Source organism: Alteromonas sp. G5_S2_22_S1 (assembly GCF_054968525.1).
On sequence record NZ_JBQKUJ010000010.1, the window covers coordinates 83,940 to 109,656 of the forward strand.

Consider the following 25,717-nt stretch of genomic DNA (forward strand, 5'->3'; position numbering starts at 1 on the left):
GGTAAGCGCCTATCTGTTATTGATCAAATGCATGGTGGAAAGAGTATAACCAGATAGCGAGTTAAGAAAAGAACCTAACTATTATTACACCTAATTCGAGCAAATTTATGGCTATAAAATCGACGTTGATATTTTCTATAGCGCTCATTGCGGGGGCGATGTTCATGGAAGATAACGCTTTTGCGGCAGCAGCGAGCTCAAAAAAAGTACAGTCTGAGCCTATTTCGCAGTATGTGCCTAATGCCAAATTAGTGGGCAAAGGAATGTTTTCTTACTACTTTTGGGATGTTTATACCGGAGAGTTAATCGCGCCTAACGGTACGTACAACAACGAACCGCCCTTTGCGTTGCGTTTAACTTATCAGCGTGACCTTGAAGGGAAGAAAATAGCCAAGCGCTCCATTGATGAAATGAAAAAGCAAGGCGATGTATCTTCGGACAATGCCGAGCGATGGCTGGCGTTGATGGAAGATATTTTTCCTGATGTTACAGAAGGCGATGTCATTACCGGTATTGCGACAAAAGGCGGTAACAGTGTGTTTTACGTCAATGGGGAAATGTCAGATGAAATTCAAGACGCGACATTCACCCAGCGCTTTTTCGATATTTGGCTGAGCGAGAAAACGTCAGAGCCTAAGTTTAGGAAAAAGTTACTCGGGGAAGGATAAGAGAATCATCTCCCTTTTAAAATATTGCGGATCTTTTGGTATGTCAGGAATATAACAATGATAAAAAATGCGATGAAAGTAGTGCTGGGTTTAAGCATAGCTAGTTTAAGTGTACTAGGCCTTTCGGGCTGCTCTGTGTCAGTTGAAGGGGAAGATTATCAGTCGATAGCCCCTACGTTTAATATTGAACAGTTCTTCGATGGAAATGTGAAGGCATGGGGTATTGTTCAAAATCGCTCAGGCGAGGTGGTACAGAGGTTTGTAGTTGATATTGACGGTTCAGTTAACGGCAATACACTCACGCTAGACGAAACGTTTGATTACGGTGTAGGCGAGGGGCCGGCTTCGCGCACTTGGAAAATTGTGAAACAGAGTGATAATACCTATGTAGGGCGGGCTGGTGACATCGACGGACCGGCCAAAGGCACAAGCTACGGCAATGCGTTCAACTTTCACTACGAAATGGATTTACCGGTGGATGACACAACCTATTCGGTGACCTTTGACGATTGGTTTTGGGCATTTGATGACAGCACCATGATGAACCGCTCGTACATTCGTAAGTTTGGTATTGTCATGGCCGAAGTGACCATATTTATGCAAAAGCAGCCTTAAGGCTGCTTCTACGTTAACGTTTGAATGTAAACACGACGCCCAGGCCATGCCCTTTCATTAAAGGGTCGTGAACGAACCATGTTTTCCCTTCATGAAGCCTTACAATAGCCGATACAAGAGATAAGCCCAGCCCATTTCCTTTGCTGGTTCTGCTGCCATCTGCGCGATAAAAGCGGCGCTCTAAATTGATAATTTCGTTTTCACCTACGCCCACCCCTTCATCAAAAACAGATATAACGAAATGGTGAGGTGTTTGACATAGTTCAACGGTTACTTCGCTATCGTCGTGAGAGTATTTGATGGCGTTATCAAGTACGTTAGCCACTGCTTGAAAAAGCAAATTAGGGTCCACCGTCATGGTGACCGGTGCAAGGCTGCTTGATAAATGAATATTACGCTCTTCTGCCAGTGGATGATAAAGGTCGACAACGTCCTCGACAATGGCACGGACATCGGTAGTGCAAAACCCTTCTTTCTTGTTTGTTGTCTCGAGTCCACTAATACGCAGCAAGCTGTTGAACATGTTAAGTAAGTTGTCGGCTTCTTGCGTGGTGTCGGTGCGAAGTTCGTCGTCTTCAATTTTTTCTAGGGTGTTGCGAAGTCTTGAAAGCGGGGTACGCAAGTCATGTGCGATGCTATCGGTTACCGACTTGATGTTGTTTACCGAGCTTTCGATAGTATCGAGCATTTGATTGAATACAATGGAAAGGCTGCTTAAATCATCCCAGTTGCTGTCAATTTGAAGTCGCTCCTGCAGGCTACCGGTTTTAATGATTTTATCTGCAGTTTGAGACATACGATTTATTCGATTCACCACGTAAACCGCAATAGCAAAACTAAGAATACTCAAGGTGCATAAAAGGACAACAATAATCCAGCTGAAGGTTTTTCCAAACCACTGGGCGCTGTACAAATCATCAATGCCACGTCCAACATAAAGCGTATAGTCGCCAAGGGCTTCTTCTCTCATTAGGGCTTGATGGAGTGTTTTGCGAGCCGCGTTACCAGGGCGGGTAATTACTATTTCTGCGGTATCGAAGCTTGCCCCAGTATGGCGTTCTAACACCAATGGAATGGATGATAAATTACCCGCTACAATCTGGTTATCTTTGCTAAGTACTACGAAAGAGCGTGTATTATCAGAGGGTTGACCATGAGCGATATCCGAGGCAGTAACGCCAGATGTGAGGCTATTAGAGGCAATAGCCGTTCTCACTGCCTCAATGCCAAGGCTTTCGTACAGGGTGACAAGCGCATTTGTTTTGGCGTTAACGGCAGCATTAGATTCGGAAATAAATAAATCGCTACTCGTTAATCGCCAAAAATAAACAATTAGAACAATGGCTATGCAAGCTAGGGTTGTGAGCAATACGCCTACGCGAAAACTGGAGCTACGCGTAAAGTCGCGTATCGCTATCATGCAAGCCCATCCGCTATGCGATAACCGGTACCGCGAACGGTTTCAATAAGCGGAACATTAAACGCTTTATCAACTTTTTGTCGCAAGCGGCTAATATGCACGTCGATAACATTGGTTTGCGGATCGAAATGATAATTCCAAACTTGCTCTAGCAGCATGCTCCGGGTAACAACCTTACCCTTGTGACGAAGCAAACACTCTAAAAGCTGAAACTCTTTCGATTGAAGATCAATTTCTTGATCGCCTCGCAACACTTTGCGATTTACTAAATCGAGGGTGAGATCGCCGACTTTGATGAGGGTTTTATCTTCGCCGTCTTTGTTGCGGCCAGCTAAACCTTCAACACGCGCCAACAATTCCTCGAAGGCGAAAGGTTTGGTCAGGTAGTCGTTTGCGCCTGTGCGTAGACCTTTTACCTTGTCTTCAACTTGGCTCTTGGCACTTAATAGCAGAACGGGTGTGGTGTTACCTTCCTCTCGTAGTTTTTCCAAGACAGAAAAACCGTCAAGTTCCGGCAGCATTACGTCTAAAATTACCGCATCTAACTCATTACTTGAGGCTTCGTTGAAGCCTGATGCGCCGTCACCAACGGTAATACATTCATGCCCTTCACCCAATAGTCCATTTGCAATGTGCGAGGCAACTTTAGGATCATCTTCTACAAGTAGCACTTTCATTATTACGCTTCTTTTGTTTATCTACATTCACACGCTTGATTGGCATTGCTGCTACCCTAAAAAGGAGATTGTTTTACAGCAAGCGAACTCAAACAGTCGCAAAGCATTAACGCTTTCTTATGCTTTTACGAGTGTTAAGTAATGAAACGATCACTTTTAAGCCTTGGTATGTAGCTCGGAATTAGTCGTGTTTACCAAGGCTTAGACTTATGGCTAAGCCTTACTCGTCTCGGTCAAATCGCCTGTTTGCCCGGTATGGCGTAAAATGTTGAACATCGCCCCGGGCGCACTTTTTTTGTACTTCATGCCAGTACTCGGGGGTCATAAGGTCACCATGTAGCGACTTTAGAATATCTTTAAACTTGCGCTTCCCTACAATGAAGTGTTCGAATTGTTCGGGAAATACGTCGTTTGGGGCCACGGAAAGGGTATCAATAGCATACGGGTCATCCGACTTTGGCAATGCCCTAAAGTTACGCTCGTTCATTAAACATATTTCATCATAGTCGTAAAATATCACACGGCCATGACGGGTGATGCCAAAGTTTTTGTGTAGCATGTCTCCCGGAAATATATTGGCCATTGCTATTTGTTTTATGCAAAGCCCCAACTCGTCTAACGCTCGTGTTACCTTTTCTTCGTCTGTTTCTTGCTGTAGATATAAGTTAAGCGGCGTCATTTTCCGCTCAATGTACATATGTTTAATGATGAGTTCAGATTCAGTGAATTCTAAGCTCGAGGCGCACGTCTCTTTTAGTTCTTCGATTAATTCAGGCTCAATTCTATCTAGCGGAAATCTAAAGTTTACGTATTCGTGGGTGTCAGCCATTCGGCCCACGCGGTCTGACATTTTTACCAGCTTGTAGCATTCTTTAACGTGCTGGCGCGTGATCTTTTTACTTTCAGCGAATTCGTCTTTGATGATTTTAAACACCACACCATAAGAGGGTAGGTGGAATACCATCATAACAAGGCCGCGTATTCCCGGGGCCGCTTCAAATTTATCGGTTGACTCACTCAAGTGCTGCAAAAAGTTACGGTAGAAAACCGTTTTGCCGTGTTTGTAGTGGCCCATCGACATATAAAGCTCAAAGTGCTTTTTGTTGGGAAGTAGTTCTTGAAGAAAGGCAGCCACTTCTGCAGGGTTTTGAGTATCAGCCATAAAGTAGCTGCGGGCAAACCCGAATATAACGCTTAAATCTTTGCGGTCGGTAAGCAGTGCATCAACGAACATGTTGGGGTCATTGTATCGTCGCATGGCGATAACAAAAGGCAGGGTTTCATCTGGCATGCAAATACGCCCAATGAGGTAAGCTGCTTTACCTCTGAAAAACGTAGGTTTAAGAATTTCTACTGCCTGAACACTTGCTAGTTGCGCTTTGTCAAGGCGTGCGCGAAGAGCTTCTTCTAAGTGCTGAAGGTCGCGCTCAAAATTCTCGAATGGAATATTGTAGCGGTAAATTTTGAAAATAGACTCGTACATCTCACGCACGGTTGTTGTTGTATCGAAGCTATTAACTACCTTGTCCCTGTCTTGCCCTGGTAAAAAGCAACGGCTGGGCAATACGAACATCATGTCATTGTCAATTTTGCGATGCTTGAAAAGTCTGCCGATAACAGAATTATAAAAGGTTTCTGCCAACTCGAACTGCGGGTGGCCCTCTAGCTGTAAGGCGAACACTTTTTTAAGCTGTTGCCAGAAAGCGTCGTCTTTTTGATGGACCTGCGTTAACTGATAAATTTCAGCAACGGCATCAGATAAACTTTGCTCGTATATGGTGATGCGTTCTTTTGAGGCGAGTTGGGTTTCTTTCCAATTGCCCTTTTCAAACCGCTCTTGAGCGCCACGGGTGATGCGGGTGAACCACCGATAACTCTTGTCGAAATGGGATAAAATTTGATAGGCCACCTTTCGCACCAAATTCTTATCTTGGCTTGCAGCTAACTCTTGCATGGGCATGTATTCCTTTTTTCACTCCACGTTATATCTACCACAAAACCGGCCCTTAAGTGAGGGGAGTTTGCTGAACATAGCGCGTAAGTAGCCATAAATCAGGTACTTTTTGTTTTATTATACTTTCGTTTAAGGTATTCTGATGACGGATTAATAACCAATTATACGATTGAAGCTGATGGGTTTTAATATATTAATTTGTGATGACTCAGCGCTCGCACGAAAAATGGCAAGAAGCAATTTACCTACGGGCTTTGCTGAAACCATTTATGAAGTGTCTAACGGTATGGACGCTTTAGAAGTACTAGCGCATCACACCATAGATTTGGTATTGCTCGACCTCACCATGCCTATCTTAGGTGGTATTAGTGTTCTAAGTGAAATTAAACACCGTCAGTTAGAAACCTTTGTCATCGTGGTTTCCGGCGACATTCAGCCAATGATGCAAGAAAAGGTAATGTCGTTAGGTGCATTGGGCTTTATAGAAAAGCCCATTAAGCAAGACGAGTTAAAAGCCTTGTTACACCGCTTCGGTTTTATTCTTCCTGATACCTATCAAACTGCTATTGCTGTGTAGCTGCAAAACCGCGTAACTGGTTAAAAAAGAAGGGCGAACCCATGGTTCGCCCTTCTTTGTTATCTCTTCGTTAAAGCGCTGCTTTTACAATCGCGCTGGTATCCACAATGTTACACCAGCGCAGTGTTTACTGGTCTGAAACGATATCAGTTCGCCCCATCGAACCAGTGACGCGTTCTGTTAGCAAACCACACAAGCGACAACATTACTGGTACTTCAACCAGAACGCCCACTACGGTCGCTAACGCGGCACCGCTGTGTAGCCCGAACAGGGAAATTGCTACGGCTACGGCCAGTTCAAAAAAGTTAGACGTACCAATCATGCATGCAGGGGCTGCAATGTTGTGAGGCAGCTTCAGGCGTTTTGCGGCAAAATAGGCGATAGCAAAAATACCGTAGGTTTGAATAAGCAAAGGTATTGCTATTAGCACAATATCCTGTGGCTGCGAGAGAATAGTTTCTGCCTGCAGGCCAAACAGAATCACAATGGTCAAGAGCAAGCCAATAACTGAAAACGGCTTAAACTTATTTACCAGTGCATCGATAGCGCCTGTGTCTGTGCCAGCATTTTGGCCTGACGTAGTCGCCTTCTTCTTTTCTAAACTACGACGGGTTATATAGCCAGCTACAAGGGGAAGTACCACGTAAAGGGCCACCGAAAGAAGCAGCGTATCCCAGGGTACCGTAATATCTGTTACGCCCAGCAGCATGGCGGTAAGTGGCGCAAACGCAATAACCATAATAAGGTCGTTAATCGACACCTGAACCAGTGTGTAGTTAGCATCACCTTTGGTTAAATGACTCCATACAAATACCATGGCTGTGCAAGGTGCTACACCAAGTAAGATCATACCGGCGATATATTCAGTGGCCGTTTGCGGGTCTACCCAGTCGGCAAAAATGCCTTTAAAAAATAGCCAGCCTAAAAGGGCCATGGTAAAGGGTTTGATTAGCCAATTCACAACAAGGGTAAGCACTAAGCCTTTTGGCTTTTTACCCACGTCTTTGATAGAGCCAAAGTCAATCTGCACCATCATCGGGTAAATCATTAGCCAAATAAGTACGGCAACCACTAAGTTAACATGCGCGTATTCTAACGCCGCAATCGACTCGAATAGGCCCGGAACAGCATAGCCTAAGCCAACCCCGGCTATAATACAAAGGCCGACCCATACCGATAAATAACGTTCAAAAAATCCCATTTTATAACTCTCTTATATCGATTTTTGGTTAACGCGTTTGCTGACTTCATCGGCGCTTTCGACGCGCTCAGAGTAGCGATCAACCAAGAACGCTTTGTTGTCGCGGGTAAGCAAGGTGAATTTAACTAACTCCTCCACCACGTCTACTATGCGGTTGTAGTAGGGAGAAGGTTTCATTCGGCCATCTTCTTCAAACTTGAGAAACGCTTTTGCTACCGAAGACTGATTAGGAATAGTTAACATACGCATCCAACGACCTAAAATACGCATTTGGTTTACCGCGTTAAACGATTGAGACCCCCCTGAGACCTGCATAATTGCCAAGGTTTTACCTTGCGTAGGGCGCACGCCGCCAAGGCTGAGCGGCACCCAATCTATAATGCTTTTCATGATCCCAGTAATGCTGCCGTGACGCTCTGGTGAGCACCATATTTGCCCTTCAGACCACATCATCAATTCCCGTAGCTCTTTAACCTTCGGGTGTGAATCATCTTCGGTGTCGGGTTGGGTAAACCGCGAGGATCAAAGATTTTGGCTTCTGCACCAAAGTATTCAAGCAAACGCGCGGATTCTTCAATGACCAAGCGGCTGTATGAGCGTTCGCGAAGTGAGCCATAAAGCAATAAAATACGGGGTTTATGCTGTGAGAGCGTTGAAGCAAAGTTTGCCATTATGGGCTTGTGCATGTGTTCCATTACCGCATTATCAGACGGTGATTGCACAGAAGGTGTGCTGTTGTTTGATACCTCCTTGCTCATTAATTCGCTCCTAAATTTGATAGCGCCTCTTTAAGCGCGGCTTTATCTAGATTTTTGTCAGCAAGCTCAGCTAACGCGGCAACACGCTTTTCGATAATATCGATGGTGGTATTGAACGCCTTCGCTTTTTCTTCCTCTGTGCCTTTTAGTTTCGAAGGGTCTTCCAAGCCCCAGTGAACTTTAAGTGATTTACCAAAATACACGGGGCACGATTCGCCTGCTGCCGAGTCACATACCGTCACCACAAGGTCGGCATTATAGTCTTCAAACTCATCCCAAGATTGGCTTCTAAGGCCCTGGGTATCAATCCCACGCTCGGCCAAATATTTAAGGGAGAGCGGGTGTACTTCACCTACGGGCTGGCTTCCCGCACTGCGTGCTTCCACATTACCTTTAGATGCATTGGTGATAGCTTCGCACAGGATGCTGCGACAACGGTTATGCGTACAAATATATAGAATCTTCATGAAGCACCTTTTAATAGTCTTGTGTTACCGAAGTAACCTTTGTAGATATGAAACGGTTGATGGTGAACACCGGTCTTAAACTAACGTTTTATGGTTAATGTTGTGGGTAGAAATATTAACAGTCAGCGCACGTTAACTTGGCCAATGGGCCGTTGATGTACTCACCGTTGTGTGCGGCTGTATTGGTTATAACCTCTAATGCCCAAGACGGTAATTCAGGGTGAAGTTTGTAGTACACCCATTTACCTTTACGCGTATCAAGCACTAAGCCGCACTTGCGAAGGTCTGCAAGATGTCGAGAAATTTTTGGCTGGCTTAATTGCAGGGCGTCGGTAAGGTCACACACACACAATTCACCTTTCACGCTAAGCATAAGAAGCGTTTTTAGGCGGGTGTCTTCTGACAGGCACTTAAAAAATGTTAAGGGCGAAAGTAAGCACGTAGACATAAGTTCCATCACATATGAAATTTCGTATGTGATGTATCGTATATGAAATTTCATATGTGTCAATAAGGTATCTGAAATTTCATATATGTGTAATAGGAATGAAGTGGTTTAAAAAACTAATTAAGGAAGCGCTGAAATTTATTGGCTTTCAGAGGCGGCCTCAAACGACATCGCTACTTGTTTACCGTTTACCCCATTGTAGTGGGTGATAACTTCATTCATAAAGGCATACCACGTAGGGTTAGGGTGCCAAATAGCCATAAGATCTTTCTTGGCAGTTTGTTCATTTTCTCCAAGTACGTTAATTCTGTATAGGTAGGTAAAAGCGGCACCCCGCCAATTCAGTTTACAGTGAGTGAGTACCTTATCTTTATTGACATCTACGTTTTGCATAAACGCTGCGTAATTTAAAAAGTTAGCGAGCGTAGGGCCTTCCCAATCAACGGGTACATTAAAGTAATCGAGCCCTAATTCTGAGGTAGTTAAAATCTCACTCGCTCGATCTCCCGGGATCAAATCTATAACGTGAGTTAGCCCTTTCTCCTTTAGCAAAGAAAGATGAGAGGCATCAGGCAAGCCAGAAGAATACATAAAGGGCGCGTTTTGTTGGTAGTTGGTGAGTGTTGTAAGGGGCGGTGCGGTACTCATCGGCGTTTCGTCACCTGCTTGCTGTGTTGAACTGTCTTCATGATAAGCGTTTGCGCATAAACTCAATCCTAGCCCTACGCTAATACACGCAATAGTAACAACGCGACCTAATTTAGACTTTTGAAGCGATGGTGTATTTTTCATTTTTGCAAGTACTGCAAGTTGGGTCTTTTTCATAATGGAAAGCTCAATGCTGACACGGCTAAATAGTGACGTTGTTAATACCTTCTTACGTTACACATTTGCTTACTTATTGTCCAAGGTATAAAAGCCATTGTTAAGTATTTACTATCGGCTTTAGCATTAAGTACCATGGGGCGTTAGAGCAGGGCGTGATTTGAAGAGAATAAAAAAAGGAGAGGCCTAACCTCTCCTTTGCGTTCTTACAAGTAGCTAACGCTTACTTATCCATATGCACAACAGAGCGAATACTTTCGCCTTTGTGCATTAAGTCAAAGGCGTCATTGATTTCATCAAGGCCCATGGTGTGAGTAATGAACTCTTGAAGACCAAAGTCACCATTAAGGTATTGTTCAACAATGCCAGGAAGCTCTGAACGACCTTTTACACCACCAAAGGCAGAGCCGCGCCATACACGACCTGTCACTAGCTGAAATGGACGAGTTGAAATTTCTTGGCCCGCACCGGCTACACCGATAATTACTGACTCGCCCCAGCCTTTGTGGCAGCACTCAAGGGCAGAGCGCATTACGTTCACATTACCGATACACTCAAACGAGTAGTCAACGCCACCGTCGGTCATTTCAACAATGACTTCCTGAATAGGCTTGTCGAAATTCTTAGGGTTTACTACATCAGTTGCGCCAAGCTGTTTGGCTAGGTCGAATTTACTTTCGTTGATATCAATACCAATAATGCGACCCGCGCCTGCCATACGTGCGCCGATAATGGCTGATAAACCGATGCCGCCTAAACCAAAGATAGCAACCGTGTCACCTTCTTGAACCTTAGCCGTTTTAAGTACTGCACCCATACCTGTAGTTACACCACAACCCAATAGGCAAACTTCGTCCAGCGGGGCATTTTTGTTTACTTTCGCTAGCGATATTTCAGGTAGAACTGTGTACTCAGAAAACGTTGAACAGCCCATATAGTGATAAATTGGCTCGCCATCTTTAGAGAAACGGCTTGTGCCGTCTGGCATTAGGCCTTTACCTTGGGTTTCGCGTACCGCTTGGCAAAGGTTAGTTTTGCCTGATTTACAGAACTTACACTCGCCACACTCAGCGGTATAAAGTGGAATAACATGATCGCCAACGTTTACACTAGTAACACCTTCACCGACCATTTCAACGATACCGCCACCCTCGTGACCCAGAATTGAAGGGAATACGCCTTCTGGATCGTCACCCGAAAGGGTAAACGCGTCAGTGTGGCATACGCCAGTAGCAACGATCCGAACGAGAACTTCACCTTTTTTAGGCAGCTCTACGTCAACTTCCTCCATTTTTAACGGCTCACCCGCGGCCCAGGCTACGGCGGCTTTAGACTTAATGTGGGTTTGACCTTCTTGCAATGAATCTTTGAACGATGCCATGTTATGACTCCTTTATATCAATTATTTGATAACGCTTTATAAGCCAAAGTATAGGAGACAGATTACTATTGATAAATACAGTTTTAGTAAATCACTTTTGCATATTTGTAATAATTTCGACGAATGAATAATATTAGGGGAGTGGAGCGCGACGTGCGTGTTAATGGCTGACGAATTTACGGGTAGCATTGATGAAATATTTAGAGGGCATAGCGGAGTTTTGCGCCGTTGCCGAGGTAGGTAATTTTACCGGTGCTGCCAATAAGCTGGATACGTCGGTGGCACAAATAAGCCGAAAAGTGGCGTCTTTAGAAAAGCAGCTTGGCGTAAAATTACTGCATCGTACTACGCGAAGCGTTTCACTCACCGAAGCCGGTACTTTATATTGTGAACAAGCACTGCCAGCATTAAAAGCGCTCGAAGATGCCCAGCTATCAGTTAGCGCTTTGCAAAACTCACCGCAGGGTTTAATTAAACTCACAGCGCCTGTAGCATTTGGCGAAGCATTTATAGCACCGCTACTCAATGCATTTATGCAGAAGTATTCAGGTATTAGCGTGCAGTGCATTTTCTCGAATGAAAAGCTCGATATCGTGGATATGGGCCTCGATTTAGCCATTCGCATTGGAAAGTTGGAAGACTCGACGCTGGTGGCTAAAAAGCTTGCCACACGTCATTTATACGTGTGCGCAAGCGAGCAATACTTTAAGGAAAATGGTCGTCCAAAGACCTTAGAAGACTTAAAAAAACACACACTATTGGTGGGGTCGCAGCCCTATTGGCGTTTTCTAGTTGATAAAACCATACGTGCGATACCGGTACAGGGGCGCGTTAGATACAACAGTGGAAATGCGCTGTGCAGTGCAGCTATTGCAGGTTTAGGGCTCGCCCAGCTGCCTGGCTTTTATGTGCGAGAGGCGTTGGCTTCGGGTAAGTTAATTGAAGTATTTCCCCAATACAAAGATAAGCAAGAAGCGATATGGGCGGTGTTCCCTTCAAACCGTAATGTCGCGCCTAAAATTAGATTATTAGTGGATTTTTTGGCTCAACATATCGTCTCAGATAGTTAGCAAGCTGCCTGATTTACTGATCGAAAAAAAGCCAAAATCTCTACACACTATAACGTCTGTCGGTCTTTACATTGTTAAAAAGGGCCGCAGTTTCAGTGCAAATAACGATATAGGTGAATAGGTGCATAAGGATGAAGGGCGAATTCAGATACGCGGTGCTCGCGTACATAACTTAAAGAATATCAACGTTGATATACCTCGAGATTGCGTTGTCGTTTTTACCGGCGTATCTGGCTCAGGCAAGTCCTCGTTGGCGTTTGGTACGCTGTACGCCGAGGCGCAGCATCGTTATTTAGATTCCATATCGCCCTACGCCCGGCGTCTAATAGAACAAGTCGAAAAGCCAGAAGTTGATGCCTTGGAGGGATTACCGCCAGCCGTTGGCTTACATCAGCGTCGCCAAGCGCCGTCAGTGCGTTCATCTATAGGCAGTATAACTACCCTTTCTAACAGCCTGCGTATGCTTTATTCCCGAGCAGGGGATTACCCAGAAGGCCAAGCTATTATTTATGCAGACGGCTTTTCACCCAACACGCCTCAAGGCGCATGCGAGCGGTGCGACGGTATCGGTAAAGTGTTTGATACTCAAGCTCAGCTTTTAGTGCCTGACGATACCCTAACCATTCGAGAAGGGGCTGTGGCGGCTTGGCCCGGTGCGTGGCAAGGTAAAAATCTTGTCCGGGTGCTGCTGTCTCTTGATATTGACGTGGATGTGCCGTGGCGTGAATTGCCGAAAGCGACGCGCGATTGGATCTTATATACAGACGAGGCGCCACAGATGCCTGTCTATCGAAATTACAACCTAGAACAAACGCGCAAAGCGCTAGCAGAGGGCGAACCTGCTAGCTATAAGGGAAAGTTTATAAGCGCTAGACGTCACGTTTTAGATACCTTTAAAACCTCACAGAAAGAAAAAATTAAGCAGCGTATTTCTCGTTTCCTCTCCGTTACACCGTGCCCCCGTTGTCATGGTAAAAAGCTTAAGAAAAAAGCCCTTAACGTTACGGTAGAGGGCGTCGATATTATTGACTTTTCAAGGCTACCGCTGCGCGACGTTAATGAAAAAATGAATAAGCTGCGGGGTTCAGTAGCAGGTGATACTTCAGAAAGGGCACAAGTCATAAGAAACATAGCGGACGATGTCATCGATAGAATTAAACCTATTATCGCGCTAGGTCTGCATTACCTTTCATTAGATAGAAGCACTACTACTATTTCGGTTGGCGAGTTACAGCGACTGCGCCTCGCTACTCAGCTAAAATCCAATTTATTTGGCGTGGTTTATGTTATGGATGAACCTTCGGCTGGGTTGCATCCTCGCGATGTCGAGTCCTTAGTTAATGCGCTTCATGATATTACTAAAGCGGGTAATTCTCTGTTGGTTGTTGAGCATAACCCCTATGTGATTAAAGGGGCTAACTGGGTAGTAGATATTGGCCCTAGTGCCGGTAAAGAGGGTGGTGATCTGATATTCAGTGGTCCAGTTGATGAACTCGCGAAGGTAGAGACTTCGTCAACCGCAGAATTTGTTTTCAATGACAAACCCCTCGTATCAAGAGAAAAATGTAACTCATCATTGACGCTAAGTCTTAAAAACGTGAGCAGAAACAATGTAAACAACATTGATATTGATATTCCCCTTGGCGTTATGACAACGGTTACTGGCGTTTCAGGCTCTGGAAAGTCGAGTCTTATTAGCCAAGCATTGGTGGAGCTAGTAAAAGAGGGATTGGGTAGCGTTAAAGATAAAACTGACGGTGAAGTTAATGAGGTCGCGTTACTTTCATCCGAAGATAAGGTTACCCAAGAGGGCTTTATCGCCAGCGGGTCAGATAATATAAGTCGCTTAGTGGTTGTAGATCAGTCTCCTATAGGCAGAACACCACGCTCGACGCTCGCAACCTACACGGGCATGTTCGACCAAATCAGACGCTTATTTGCTACCACTGACGACGCGAAAAGCCGTGAGTATGATGCCGGTCATTTTTCTTTTAACGTGACCAAAGGCCGATGTCCCAACTGTGAAGGACTAGGTGTAGTGTCGGTAGAATTACTATTTATGCCCAGTGTGTATTCACCTTGTTCGGTCTGTAATGGTTCACGGTTTAAGGATGAGGTTTTAGATGTTCACTATAAAAAACACTCTATTGCCGATATTTTATCTCTTACAGTCAACGAGGCGCAGGATGTCTTTGAGGATAACAGCGCAGTTTTGCGAGGGCTTAAAACACTAATTAACGTTGGCCTTGGTTATCTTACACTGGGGCAAAGTGCCACCGAGCTATCGGGAGGGGAGGCCCAGCGTATTAAGTTGGCCTCTGAACTTAAGCGTGCGCAAAACAATAACACCCTTTATGTGCTGGACGAACCAACCACAGGTTTGCACCTTTCAGATACTGCACTGCTTTTGGAGCACTTAAGTACGCTCGTGGATAGCGGTAATACCGTGGTGATGGTTGAGCATAATATGCAAGTGGCCGCCGCTAGTGACCACGTTATTGATATGGGGCCGGGAGCTGGCGAAGACGGTGGACAAATCGTGGCGTGGGGCACACCAAAAGACGTTGCGAAAAATAAGAAAAGCGCAACTGCGCCCTTTTTAAAGCAAGCTTGCAAAATAAATTAATCGGCAAAGGCCGCCGGTCGCTCATTTGTTTACTCATTTCGCATGCCGTATCTTTGTCATAGCAGCAACCACTGTGCAATAGGGCTTGGAGAAGCCAATATGCAGTATCACACTTAAACGCCGTAGTGAGGTAAAACGGGTTTGTACCTTAAAAAGAAATGTTTTTGAAAGAGTGTTTCACTTTTTGCAATACAGTGTGGTGAAAACTGCGGTTGACTTATAGACGTCTATACGGCAAATTGCTTGTATGAAAATGATTCTACTTACTCGCACCACCATGATGTCGATTACCACCTTAAAAAGGGCGGTCGCTGGCTAGTGCAAGTAAGCAAAAGACAACGAAAGCCCGCCTAACACAGAGCGGGCTTTTTTTTACACACGTTTTAGCATGCGTAACCTTAAGGAGCAGCATATGAAAGTCTTAAAGTTTGGGGGTTCTTCTCTAGCCGATGCACCGCGATACATGCGCGTTATGGAAATTAGCACGGCAACCCACCAAACCGACGGTGCTGCGGTTGTACTCTCTGCCCCTAAGGGGGTAACGAACGCGCTTTCACTATTGTGTGAACAAGCAGCCGCGGGTGAAGATTTCCAACCGTTATTCACTAAACTGAACGACACGGTTACCGGCATTGCCAACAACCTTAACGAAGAACTCGACGGCTTTGCCCACGCAAGCGTGGTAGATTTCATCAACAGTCATCTCAGTGTATTAAAGCAGCACCTTGAAGGCATAAAGTTGCTTGGCGTAGCGCCAGATAATGTTTCAGCGGGTATCCTAAGCATTGGTGAATATATTTCGGTTACGCTTTTCAGCGCCATGCTTTCAGCGAAGGGCATCGCTAACCGCGTTATCGACCCGGTAAAATATGTGCTTGCCGATGGCGAATACCTAGACAGCATTGCCGATGTGTCGCTAAGTAAGGCGCGTTTTTCAGACGTACCAAACGATGGCAGTGAGTTCTTAATAATGCCGGGTTTCGTCGCCGCTAATGAAGCGGGCGAAAAAGTGACGTTAGGCCGCAACGGTTCAGATTATTCCGCAGCAATTTTAGCGGCGTGTATCGATGCAAGCTGTTGCGAGATTTGGACAGACGTAGATGGTGTTTACAATGCTGACCCGAACCAAGTAGAAGGTGCGGTACTGCTTGATAAATTGACTTATCAAGAAGCCATGGAACTGTCTTATTTTGGCGCTAAAGTACTTCACCCGAAAACCATTGGCCCTATCGCTCAACATCACATCCCGTGTTTAATCCGCAATACGCTTAATCCAGCGGCGCCGGGTACGCTTATCAGCAACGAAAAAAGTGAAGTATGGACGTCGGTTAAAGGTATTTCACAGCTTGATAACGTTACTATGTTTAACGTTGCAGGCCCTGGTCTTAAAGGCATGGTAGGCATGGCAAGTCGCGTGTTTGAAGTCATGTCGAATGCGAATATCTCTATCAGTTTAATTACTCAGTCTTCCTCTGAGTACTCAATCAGTTTTTGTATTCAAAGCAAAGACGCCCAGCGTGCGTTAACCTTGCTTGAAGATGCGTTTGCACTAGAGTTACAAAATCAGCTGCTTGATCCAATCGAAGTGCGTCATGATCTTGCCATTGTTACCTTAGTGGGTGACGGTATGCGTCAAACCAAAGGCTTGGCGGCCCGTTTCTTTAACTCGCTAGCGCAAGCGAGAGTTAACAACGTAGCCATCGCGCAGGGCTCTTCTGAGCGCTCAATCTCTACGGTTATTGAAAGCAAGCGTGCGAAAAAAGCGGTAAAAGTCATTCATCAGAATTTTTTCTCTGACCGTCATACCATAGACGTATTCCTAGTAGGGTGTGGCAACGTGGGGACTGAACTGCTAGGGCAGATTGAAAAGCAGCAGCCGGCACTGTTAAAGCGCAATATTCAGCTGCGTGTTTACGGTATTGCCAATAGCCGTAAGCTGCTGTTAAACAGCCAAGGTATAGATTTAAGCGGTGACTGGAGCGCAGCACTTGATTCAGCGAGCGAAGGGTTGAGCGTTGAGCGCTTACACCAGTTTGCTAATGACAACAGCTTAGTGAACCCAGTTATTGTTGACTGCACCAGCCATGAAGCTATTGCCAATCAGTACGTTGATATGATGGAAAGTGGTTTCCACGTAGTGACGCCGAACAAAAAGGCGAATACCAGCGCCATGGCTTATTACCGTAAGCTGCGCAAAACGGCACTTTCTACTAACCGTCAATACCTTTATGAGACGACAGTGGGCGCAGGCCTTCCGGTTATTGATAACCTGCAAAAGCTGTTTAGCGCCGGTGACGTTCTGCATCGCTTTGAAGGTATTTTATCAGGCAGCTTGTCTTACGTGTTCGGCAAGCTTGACGAGGGCATGAGCCTGTCGCAAGCGACGCAAACAGCAAAAGACAATGGCTTTACCGAGCCAGATCCTCGCGATGATTTAAGCGGTATGGACGTAGCGCGTAAGCTGCTTATTATGGCCCGCGAAGCCGACCTAGAACTTGAGCTTTCCGATATAGAGATTGAGTCAGTATTGCCAGCAGGCTTTGCTGAAGATTGTTCCATTGACGAATTTATGCAGCAGCTACCTGAATTAGATGCTGCGATAAATGAAAAAGTGGAAGCAGCCAAAGCAGAAGGCAAAGTACTTCGCTATATCGGCAGCATTGAAGACGGTAAGTGCAAAGTAAGCATTCAGGCTGTGCCGGCAAGCAACCCGCTTTCACAAGTAAAAGACGGTGAAAATGCGCTGGCTATCAACAGTGACTACTATAGCCCAATTCCTTATGTGATAAGAGGCTACGGCGCTGGTGGTACGGTGACCGCAGCGGGGGTGTTTGCAGATATTTTGCGTACCATGCCGTGGAAGCAAATGGTGCACTAAAGGCTAACTGAAGCCTTGTAAAAGCGAAACGTAAATAATAAGCGGTTTAAGTAAGTCATTCGATTAGGCGAGCTAAGCAAAGCATGTGGCAGATGCTTAGTCGCCAGCGAAGTAAGAGAAATAATATGAAAGCATTAAAGGCCTTCGCGCCGGCATCAATAGGAAATGTAAGCTTAGGCTTTGACGTACTTGGCGCGGCCCTTGCGCCTGTTGACGGCACTAAGCTAGGTGACGAGGTTGAAATAACATCCGCTGAATCATTTTCGTTAGAAACAGTAGGGCGCTTTGCCCATAAGCTTCCAGGTGATACAGATAGCAATATTGTCACTAAGTGCTATCACTATTTTTGTGAGCAAATGGAAAAAGCAGGTAAGCCAACATCGCCGGTTGCTCTGACACTTCACAAGAACTTGCCTATCGGCAGTGGCCTAGGATCAAGCGCCAGTTCAATAGTGGCGGCTTTCGCAGCGCTAAATGCTTACTTCGATACGCCGTTTGACCAAGATACGTTACTTATCATGATGGGCGAATTAGAAGGGCAAATTAGCGGTAGCGTTCACTATGACAACGTAGCACCGTGTTATTTGGGCGGCATGACGCTAATGACGGGGAGCGAGGCGCCTGTCACACTGTCATTACCTCTGAACGACGACTGGTACTACGCCATTTGTTATTCGGGCATTAGCGTGTCGACAGCGGCTGCACGAGATATATTGCCTAAGCAAGTAGACATGGCAACAGCACTTACGTTTGGCCGCCAGCTTGGCGTATTTGTACACGCGTTACATGCAGACAACTTTGACTTAGCTGCGTCGGTCATGAAAGATGTTATCGCCGAGCCCTACAGAAAGTCGCTACTGCCAGGCTTCGATGAAGCCCGCGCGTTTAGCGAAGAAACCGGCGCGCTGGCGTTCGGTATTTCCGGCTCAGGCCCAACGGTGTTTGCGGTTTGCTCATCGAAAGCGCAGGCAGAAAAGGTCGCAGCCTATTTAACTGAGAACTACATTCAGAACGAAGACGGTTTTAGTCATGTGTGCCAAATCCCTAGCCAGGGCACGCTAATTTCTGAATAATTGACGCAATAACTAAATCTGCCTAATTTCACTACATAGAAAACTGGGCAGCGCAACGCTCGCAAGCCAACGCGAATAATGCAGGCCATGCGAGTAAGCAAAGAAACAAATTAAAAGTTTGAAAGGGCGGAGAATTCGCCCAATAAAAAAGGTAACAGCAAGTGGAATTGGTAAATTTAAAAGATTCATCGGACACAGCGAGCTTTGCTGAAGCGGTAAAGCGTGGTTTAGGTAAGAACCAAGGGCTTTATTTTCCAGAGCATATTCCTACCTTAGACAATATTGACGAATTGCTGGAAAAGCCATTTGTAGAGCGCAGCATTGATGTGCTTCGTGCGCTTATTGGAGACGAGCTTAATAACGGCGAGCTTGAAGAAATTGTCAAAACAGCTTTCGCATTTGGTGCGCCGGTTGAACAGGTTAACGATAACGTTTATAGCCTAGAGCTTTTCCACGGCCCAACCCTTGCGTTTAAAGACTTTGGTGGCCGTTTTATGGCACAAACCCTCTCGCGTATAAGCGAAGGTAAGCCTGTGACTATCCTAACCGCCACGTCAGGCGATACAGGTGCAGCTGTTGCTCATGCGTTCCACGGTATCGACAATATCAACGTGGTTATCTTGTTCCCTAAGGGCAAGATCAGCGCGTTGCAAGAAAAGCTTTTCACTACGTTGGGCGGTAATATTCACACTGTAGCAATCGAATCAGATTTTGATGCATGCCAGTCCCTTGTGAAAACTGCGTTTGACGACCCAGATGTGCGTGAAGGTCTTCACCTCAACTCTGCGAACTCCATTAATATAAGTCGTTTATTGGCACAGGTATGTTACTACTTTGAAGCGGTTAGCCAACTGCCCAAAGAGAAGCGCGACCAGCTTGTTATTTCGGTACCTAGCGGTAACTTCGGTAATCTTACGGCAGGCATGATCGCTAAATCGTTAGGCCTACCGATTAAACGCTTCATTGCCGCAACTAACTTAAACGATACCGTGCCTCGTTACTTAAAAACGGGTGAGTGGGACCCGAAAGCGACGGTTGCCACTATGTCGAACGCAATGGATGTTAGCCAGCCGAACAACTGGCCGCGTATTGAAGCGTTAATTGAGCGTGGTTACATCGACAAAGCGTGCCTTAAGGGTGAAATGGTTGATGAAGAATATACTCAGCTTGCCATGCGCCAGCTAGCGCAGCAAGGCTACACCAGTGAGCCACACGCTGCTATTGCCTATCGCGCGGTAAGCCACGACCTGCAAGACGGTGAAATTGGCCTGTTTTTAGGTACTGCTCACCCAGCTAAGTTCAGAGAAACGGTAGAAAACGTATTGGGTAACCCAATAAGCTTGCCAAAGCCGTTAGCGGACGTAGCGGGCGAAGACAGCCTAGCGGTAGACTTACCTGCGTCCTATGATGCGCTTAAGCAGCACATGATGAACTTGCTTAAGTAATGACATCACTAACATGGCAAAGCGCGCTAGGTAACGAGAAACAAAAAGAGTACTTTGTTGAGTTACTTGAGCGCGTAAAGCAAGCGCGTGAAGCGGGTAGTGTTATTTACCCGCCTCAGCCTGATGTATTCAATGCGCTAAAATACACGCCGCTCGATAAAGTTAATGTGGTGATACTAGGGCAAGATCCTTATCACGGTCCTAATCAAGCCCACGGCCTTTGTTTTTCTGTTCAAGCAGGTGTGAAAACGCCGCCGTCGCTTAAAAACATGTACAAGGAGCTATTGACCGATATCGACGGCTTTGTCGAGCCTAATCACGGTACGCTCACGTCATGGGCAGAGCAAGGTGTGTTGTTACTTAATACCGTACTTACCGTAGAGCAGGGCAAGGCACACAGCCATGCGAAGTGGGGGTGGGAAACCTTCACCGACAAAGTTATCGATGTAGTAAATGCGAACTGCGAGAACGTGGTATTTCTTTTGTGGGGCAGTCATGCGCAAAAGAAGGGTAAGCATATAGACCGCGAAAAACACAAAGTGTTACACGCACCGCACCCTTCGCCGCTTTCAGCCCATAGAGGCTTTCTAGGGTGTAAGCATTTTAGCCAAACCAACGAATACCTTGTTGAGAAAGGCAAAACCCCAATCAACTGGCAGGTGTAAATCTAGTTAGCATCGTGCTCTATTTAGAAGAATATGTAGCAACGCAACTAACACCTTGGGTAGCAGAACATCTACACATTGCGGTATAGCATGCAGCGCTAAATATGAGCTTATATAAGTACCTGCATGCGTACTTACATGAGTGATAGGTAGCACTATTCAAAGCACAGCTATGCCTAGCACACATGACTGCAGCACGCTTTCACAAAGCCAGAAAGTAAAAAGGCCGCCTGTTTTATCAGGCGGCCTTCAGTTTATCTTTCCAGTGTTTCTAGCTCGTACTCGAAACCACAATCGAGTTCAGCCAGTTCTTTTTCTAATTTGTAGCGATCTTGTAGCGCTTCGATTTCTCTCCACTTACGTTTTTTACTTTTGGTTTTTGCTGGGCTTGCTTCGATGTCTAACATGGCAAATAGATCTGATTTATCCACTGGGATCTCCTTTTTATACCACTACAACTAATACAGAGTTTTATGTTTTTAATTCCCTCTGTACGATTTTGTATCACAGCCGTCACTAAAATAAAATAGTTTAATTTACCTTTTATTAACAAATTGTGACGATATGATGACAACGGTAAGAAAATGTCCAGTGTGTTTAAAGCGTAAACAAATGCTGTATGTATATGATCCTATTTGTTTTATTAGTGACCAAATACACAGTGTTACGGATGTCAAAAAGTGTCTGTCGTATAGCCGATGAATACCGCAACAAAAAACGGCCAGCTTCCGAAAAAGCTGGCCGTTCAGTTTGTTATTTGCACCAAGTGGGTGATTTTACATCACCTCTCATTCCTTATTTTGGTGCATTCGCTGCTCTGAATTTGGCAATCAATTGTTGTGTTGAAGCATCGAAATTGTCTTTGTCTGCTTCGCCTTGAATGCCAGCAAGTACTTGGTTTCCTAATACTTTACCTAACTCTACGCCCCATTGGTCGAATGAGTTAAGGTTCCAGATAACACCCTGAACGAATACCTTATGCTCATACATTGCAACCAACGCGCCAAGTGTTTGAGGCGTGAGTGAATCAAACAAGAAGGTGTTGCTTGGCTTGTTACCCGGCATGGTTTTGTGAGCCGCTAAACGCTTACGTTCTGCGTCGTCTAGGCCCTTGCCATCTAAGTCCGCATAACACTCTTCAAAGGATTTACCCTGCATCAGTGCCTGAGTTTGTCCGAAGCAGTTAGACGCGAGCATGGCGTGGTGCGTATCATCTTGGTTTGGTACGTTAAGCGGCAGCATGAAATCAGCTGGAATAACGCCTGAACCTTGGTGAATAAGCTGGTGGAAGCTATGCTGACCGTTAGTCCCTTCACTACCCCAAATAATTGGGCCAGTAGGGTAGTCTACGCTTTCCCCTTCTTGAGTCACTTCTTTACCGTTACTTTCCATATCTAACTGCTGTACGTAGGCAGGTAGACCGCGCAGGTAATGGTAATAAGGCAGTAATACATGAGACTGTGCATCGAAAAAGTTTCTGTACCAAATACCTAATAGGCCAAGCAATACGGGCATGTTTTCTTCTAAAGGCGCGGTAGTGAAATGGGTATCCATTTCAAACGCGCCTTCAAGTAAGCCCTTAAAGTTTTCAAAACCCAATGCTAATGAAATAGGCAGGCCAATAGCAGACCAGAGTGAATAGCGCCCGCCTACCCAGTCCCACATTGGGAAGATGTTGTCTGCGCTAATACCGAAGTCGGTAGCTGCTTTAACGTTTGAAGACACTGCTACAAAGTGTTTTGCGATATCTTCCTGAGTACCGCCAGACTTTAAGAACCAGTCTTTAGCTGTAAGTGTATTTTGAAGCGTCTCTTGAGTAGAGAAAGACTTCGATGACATCACCACCAAGGTCTCTTCAAAATCAATGCTAGATAGCACGTCGTGAATATGACAGCCGTCAACGTTGGCAACGAAGTGTACTTTCACTGCGTCAACCGTATGGGGTTTTAACGCCTCGGTCATTATTTTAGGCCCAAGGAACGAGCCTCCAATACCAATTGCCACAATGTGCTTAATAGGCTTGCCGGTGTACCCTTTATGCTCGCCGCTGTGAATAGACGCGGTAAACGCTTCAATTTTTTCAAGCGTTGCATGTACTTCAGGCATTACGTCTTCGCCGTCTACCAACACTTTGCGGTCAGAGAAGTTACGAAGCGCGGTGTGAAGCACTGCGCGACCTTCGGTTGAGTTGATTTGCTCACCAGAAAACATCGCGTCGCGAAGGGTTTCTAACTTACAGGCACGAGCAAGATCAAATAGGCCTTTTAACGCGTCTTCGTTTACGCGGTTTTTCGAGTAGTCTAGAAAAATACCGCAAGCTTCTAGCTGCATCTTATCCGCGCGGCTTGTGTCTTGTGCAAACCAGTCGCGCATATGCGCACTTTTCACTGATGCAGCAATATCAGATAAGTTTTTCCATTCAGGAAGAGAAGTTAAAACACTCATTGTTTCAATAGCCCTTATGCGCTTAGTTTTTCGCGAAGCGTAGCTTCAAGTTTTTCTTGGTCGGCAGCAAAGTTGCGAATGCCTTCAGATAGCTTTTCAGTTGCCATCGCATCTTCGTTCATTGCCCAGCGGAATTCGCTTTCAGTTAAACGCTCACCTGGTGTTTTGGTTGCGTCGTTGTCTTTAAGTTTCACTTCCAAGTCGCCTGGCTCGTTTGCCAATTCTTCAAGTAGTGCAGGGCTTATCGTTAAGCGGTCGCAGCCCGCTAGCGCCTGAATTTCGCCAATGTTACGGAAGCTTGCGCCCATCACTACCGTCTTGTAGCCATGTTCTTTGTAGTAGTTGTAAATTTTCGTTACAGATACTACACCTGGGTCTTCATCTGGTGCGTAAGATTCGGTACCGGTTGCTTTCTTGTACCAGTCTAAAATACGGCCTACGAAAGGCGAAATAAGGTATACGCCCGCTTCGGCACACGCTTGAGCTTGGGCAAAGCTAAATAGCAAAGTAAGGTTGCATTGAATACCTTTTTTCTCTAGTGCTTCTGCCGCTTGAATACCTTCCCACGTTGATGCAATTTTAATTAAGATACGTGACTTATCGATGCCAGCGTCTTCATAAAGCTGAACTAAGCGCTCTGCTTTTTCGATGGTTGCTGCGGTATCAAACGATAGGCGAGCATCAACTTCGGTAGAAATTCGGCCCGGGATAGTGCCAGAAATTTCTTTACCAATAGCCACGGCAAGCTTGTCAGACGCGTCTGTTAGTTGCTGTTCTGCATCGTTAGACTGCAGCTTTGCCCATGCTACAGCGTCATCAATTAGGCTTGCATATTGAGGAAGACCAGCCGCTTTCAAAAGTAGCGACGGGTTGGTAGTGGCATCAACCGGCTGATATTTTTTAATGGCATCGATGTCGCCCGTGTCGGCAACTACGGTGGTGATATCACGTAATGAAGCTAACTGATTGCTCATAATTCTCTCTGTTCTTTATCAATAATAAGTTTGGACAACTCGCTGGAAAAGCCAGTTGAATAAAACGGTTCGCTTGCGCGTGTGTAGGGTTTTGCGCTTGCGTTTTCTTTCTGCTCTCTTTTGTATCCCATGGGGAAAAGGGCAAATGCGAATATAGCGCTTTGATCTTCAAGACACACAACCAGAGGTGTATCTGAATTATTGTTTGAATAATTATTTGTAATGCTATTTATATCAAACCCGTGTGACAATTCATACATAAGATAATGACAAAATGGCTAATCGGATTTCTCTGTTAAGCCAATTTGCGTCTTTCTTATGCCATTTTGCTTCTCAGCGCGTATGAAGTGGTACAATATGGGGGTAATACCATTCCGCATAGATCATTACCCACTCAGCGAGAGTTAAAATGTTCGTAATCGCGGCGTGTCACCGCAGGTATAGTGGTCCTACATCAAGGTGGCACAACAAAGAGTACGGGCATTTTAAACTCGCCCTTCGGGAAGGTCTGGCAAGCTTCCTAGCTTCATTCTGGGAATTTGAAAGGGAACAGCCATTCCTGCATTCCCACGCTTTGCTAGGAAACTTGCCAGCGCCTTCTGAGTCGGCAATGATCTATGCGGATTGGTATAAGAATTTAAGGAGTCGAAATGTTAGTTGTAGTATCCCCAGCGAAAAATCTAGATTTTGAAAGCGACATTCCAGTAAAACAGTTTACTCAGCCTGCCATGCTCGAAGACACGGAAAAGCTGATGGAAGTCTGTCGCACGTTATCGCCTGCCGATTTATCATCGTTAATGAAAATCAGCGACAAGTTAGCCACCTTAAATGCTAACCGCTTCGCCGAGTTTACTACGCCATTTACTCCTGACAACGCGCGTCAAGCTATGTATGCGTTTAACGGCGACGTGTATACCGGGCTGGACGCATACTCGCTAGATAGCGACACAGTTGCGTACGCACAGAAACATTTACGCATTTTGTCAGGCCTCTATGGCTTATTACGCCCCCTTGATTTGATGCAGGCTTATCGCTTGGAAATGGGCACTAAATTAGCGAACCCTGAAGGCAAAGACTTATATGCGTTCTGGGATGATCGTATTACCTATGTGTTGAATAAAGCATTAGAAGCACAGGGCGATAATGTACTTATTAACCTTGCCTCTAACGAGTACTTCAAAGCCGTGAAGAAAAAGTCTCTAGACGGCATGATCATTACGCCAACCTTCAAAGATTGCAAAAATGGCCAGTATAAAATTATCAGCTTCTTTGCAAAGAAAGCGCGGGGTCTTATGGCGCGTTACATCCTTGAAAATCGTGTTGAAGATGTAGAAGGCTTGAAAAACTTCGATGTAGACGGCTATGTGTTTAGCGAAGAACAAAGCTCATCGACGGAACTGGTGTATCTTCGCAATCAAGAAAGCGAATAACGCGTTTCAGCGGATAGTGATAAATCAATCAAATTGGCGCTAACACGCAAAGTTAGCGCGAGTTCGAACCACTATGCTCCTAAAACATTGCCATCGCACTTCTGCGGTGGTGATGTAAA

At 45.5% G+C, this 25,717-nt stretch carries 21 protein-coding genes and 1 pseudogene; 10 read left to right on the plus strand and 12 right to left on the minus strand.

The genetic code is table 11. From position 1 onward, the window contains the following. Nucleotides 1-107: 107 nt before the first annotated feature. Both ACTRWF_RS12110 and ACTRWF_RS12115 read left to right on the plus strand, forming a co-directional pair. Nucleotides 108-668, plus strand: coding sequence for a chalcone isomerase family protein (locus ACTRWF_RS12110; RefSeq protein ID WP_023559871.1), 561 nt, complete (start codon nucleotides 108-110; stop codon nucleotides 666-668). Between the two features lie 57 nt (nucleotides 669-725). Continuing rightward, the gene (locus ACTRWF_RS12115; RefSeq protein ID WP_462835617.1) at nucleotides 726-1,283 is read left to right on the plus strand and encodes a DUF3833 family protein; all 558 of its coding nucleotides are present in this window, start codon (nucleotides 726-728) and stop codon (nucleotides 1,281-1,283) included. 13 nt (nucleotides 1,284-1,296) lie between these two features. Here ACTRWF_RS12115 and ACTRWF_RS12120 read toward each other — a convergent pair whose 3' ends face one another. From ACTRWF_RS12120 to aceK, 3 genes are all read right to left on the minus strand, one after another. Next, the gene (locus tag ACTRWF_RS12120; protein ID WP_462835618.1) at nucleotides 1,297-2,703 is read right to left on the minus strand and encodes an ATP-binding protein; all 1,407 of its coding nucleotides are present in this window, start codon (nucleotides 2,701-2,703) and stop codon (nucleotides 1,297-1,299) included. Then, a complete protein-coding gene (locus ACTRWF_RS12125; protein WP_012519531.1) occupies nucleotides 2,700-3,380 on the minus strand; it encodes a response regulator transcription factor in 681 nt (226 codons plus the stop codon). Before ACTRWF_RS12125 ends, ACTRWF_RS12120 begins: the two co-directional genes overlap by 4 nt. Nucleotides 3,381-3,600: 220 nt before the next feature. After that, nucleotides 3,601-5,334, minus strand: a complete 1,734-nt coding sequence (aceK, locus tag ACTRWF_RS12130; protein WP_462835619.1) for a bifunctional isocitrate dehydrogenase kinase/phosphatase — start codon at nucleotides 5,332-5,334, stop codon at nucleotides 3,601-3,603. 178 nt (nucleotides 5,335-5,512) lie between these two features. On the opposite strand from aceK, the gene ACTRWF_RS12135 reads away from it, so the two are divergent. Then, nucleotides 5,513-5,911, plus strand: coding sequence for a response regulator (locus ACTRWF_RS12135; protein WP_012519529.1), 399 nt, complete (start codon nucleotides 5,513-5,515; stop codon nucleotides 5,909-5,911). A gap of 146 nt (nucleotides 5,912-6,057) precedes the next feature. Here ACTRWF_RS12135 and arsB read toward each other — a convergent pair whose 3' ends face one another. From arsB to ACTRWF_RS12165, 6 genes and pseudogenes are all read right to left on the minus strand, one after another. Then, nucleotides 6,058-7,113: an ACR3 family arsenite efflux transporter gene (gene arsB, locus ACTRWF_RS12140; RefSeq protein WP_012519528.1), complete on the minus strand. Its 1,056-nt coding sequence runs from the start codon at nucleotides 7,111-7,113 to the stop codon at nucleotides 6,058-6,060. A gap of 12 nt (nucleotides 7,114-7,125) precedes the next feature. Further along, nucleotides 7,126-7,808 (minus strand): annotated as a pseudogene (gene arsH, locus ACTRWF_RS12145) (arsenical resistance protein ArsH). A 62-nt stretch (nucleotides 7,809-7,870) separates the two neighbouring features. Beyond that, the gene (locus ACTRWF_RS12150) at nucleotides 7,871-8,338 is read right to left on the minus strand and encodes an arsenate reductase ArsC (RefSeq protein WP_023559869.1); all 468 of its coding nucleotides are present in this window, start codon (nucleotides 8,336-8,338) and stop codon (nucleotides 7,871-7,873) included. A 115-nt stretch (nucleotides 8,339-8,453) separates the two neighbouring features. After that, nucleotides 8,454-8,786, minus strand: coding sequence for a metalloregulator ArsR/SmtB family transcription factor (locus ACTRWF_RS12155; RefSeq protein ID WP_012519525.1), 333 nt, complete (start codon nucleotides 8,784-8,786; stop codon nucleotides 8,454-8,456). A gap of 138 nt (nucleotides 8,787-8,924) precedes the next feature. Then, entirely contained in the window at nucleotides 8,925-9,611 is a 687-nt protein-coding gene (locus ACTRWF_RS12160) for a protein-tyrosine phosphatase family protein (RefSeq protein WP_012519524.1), read from the minus strand. Between the two features lie 223 nt (nucleotides 9,612-9,834). Beyond that, nucleotides 9,835-10,992, minus strand: a complete 1,158-nt coding sequence (locus ACTRWF_RS12165; RefSeq protein WP_012519523.1) for an S-(hydroxymethyl)glutathione dehydrogenase/class III alcohol dehydrogenase — start codon at nucleotides 10,990-10,992, stop codon at nucleotides 9,835-9,837. 191 nt (nucleotides 10,993-11,183) lie between these two features. On the opposite strand from ACTRWF_RS12165, the gene ACTRWF_RS12170 reads away from it, so the two are divergent. The 6 genes from ACTRWF_RS12170 to ung all read left to right on the plus strand — a co-directional run bounded on the left by ACTRWF_RS12170 (nucleotide 11,184) and on the right by ung (nucleotide 20,749). Beyond that, entirely contained in the window at nucleotides 11,184-12,062 is an 879-nt protein-coding gene (locus ACTRWF_RS12170) for a LysR substrate-binding domain-containing protein (protein WP_015067863.1), read from the plus strand. A 121-nt stretch (nucleotides 12,063-12,183) separates the two neighbouring features. Further along, entirely contained in the window at nucleotides 12,184-14,688 is a 2,505-nt protein-coding gene (locus ACTRWF_RS12175) for an excinuclease ABC subunit UvrA (RefSeq protein WP_462835620.1), read from the plus strand. Nucleotides 14,689-15,100: 412 nt separating this feature from the next. After that, nucleotides 15,101-17,566 carry a bifunctional aspartate kinase/homoserine dehydrogenase I gene (thrA, locus tag ACTRWF_RS12180; protein ID WP_462835621.1) on the plus strand — a complete coding sequence of 822 codons (2,466 nt, stop codon included), beginning with the start codon at nucleotides 15,101-15,103 and terminating at the stop codon, nucleotides 17,564-17,566. 125 nt (nucleotides 17,567-17,691) lie between these two features. Continuing rightward, nucleotides 17,692-18,639 carry a homoserine kinase gene (gene thrB, locus ACTRWF_RS12185; protein ID WP_462835622.1) on the plus strand — a complete coding sequence of 316 codons (948 nt, stop codon included), beginning with the start codon at nucleotides 17,692-17,694 and terminating at the stop codon, nucleotides 18,637-18,639. Nucleotides 18,640-18,800: 161 nt separating this feature from the next. Beyond that, the gene (gene thrC, locus ACTRWF_RS12190; protein WP_012519518.1) at nucleotides 18,801-20,084 is read left to right on the plus strand and encodes a threonine synthase; all 1,284 of its coding nucleotides are present in this window, start codon (nucleotides 18,801-18,803) and stop codon (nucleotides 20,082-20,084) included. Continuing rightward, nucleotides 20,084-20,749 (plus strand): uracil-DNA glycosylase, encoded by a 666-nt coding sequence (gene ung, locus ACTRWF_RS12195; RefSeq protein ID WP_024016805.1) that lies wholly within the window; start codon nucleotides 20,084-20,086, stop codon nucleotides 20,747-20,749. The genes thrC and ung overlap by 1 nt, the downstream gene beginning before the upstream one ends. A gap of 254 nt (nucleotides 20,750-21,003) precedes the next feature. Here the strand turns inward: ung and ACTRWF_RS12200 are convergent, their stop codons facing one another. The 3 genes from ACTRWF_RS12200 to tal form a co-directional block, all read right to left on the minus strand. Continuing rightward, nucleotides 21,004-21,180 (minus strand): DUF3545 family protein, encoded by a 177-nt coding sequence (locus ACTRWF_RS12200; protein WP_012519516.1) that lies wholly within the window; start codon nucleotides 21,178-21,180, stop codon nucleotides 21,004-21,006. 364 nt (nucleotides 21,181-21,544) lie between these two features. Next, nucleotides 21,545-23,194: a glucose-6-phosphate isomerase gene (gene pgi / locus ACTRWF_RS12205; RefSeq protein ID WP_287148428.1), complete on the minus strand. Its 1,650-nt coding sequence runs from the start codon at nucleotides 23,192-23,194 to the stop codon at nucleotides 21,545-21,547. 14 nt (nucleotides 23,195-23,208) lie between these two features. Continuing rightward, nucleotides 23,209-24,168: a transaldolase gene (gene tal, locus ACTRWF_RS12210; RefSeq protein ID WP_012519514.1), complete on the minus strand. Its 960-nt coding sequence runs from the start codon at nucleotides 24,166-24,168 to the stop codon at nucleotides 23,209-23,211. A gap of 650 nt (nucleotides 24,169-24,818) precedes the next feature. Between tal and yaaA the strand changes: the two genes are divergently transcribed. Next, a complete protein-coding gene (yaaA, locus tag ACTRWF_RS12215; protein WP_012519511.1) occupies nucleotides 24,819-25,598 on the plus strand; it encodes a peroxide stress protein YaaA in 780 nt (259 codons plus the stop codon). The last annotated feature ends 119 nt before the right edge of the window (nucleotides 25,599-25,717 follow it).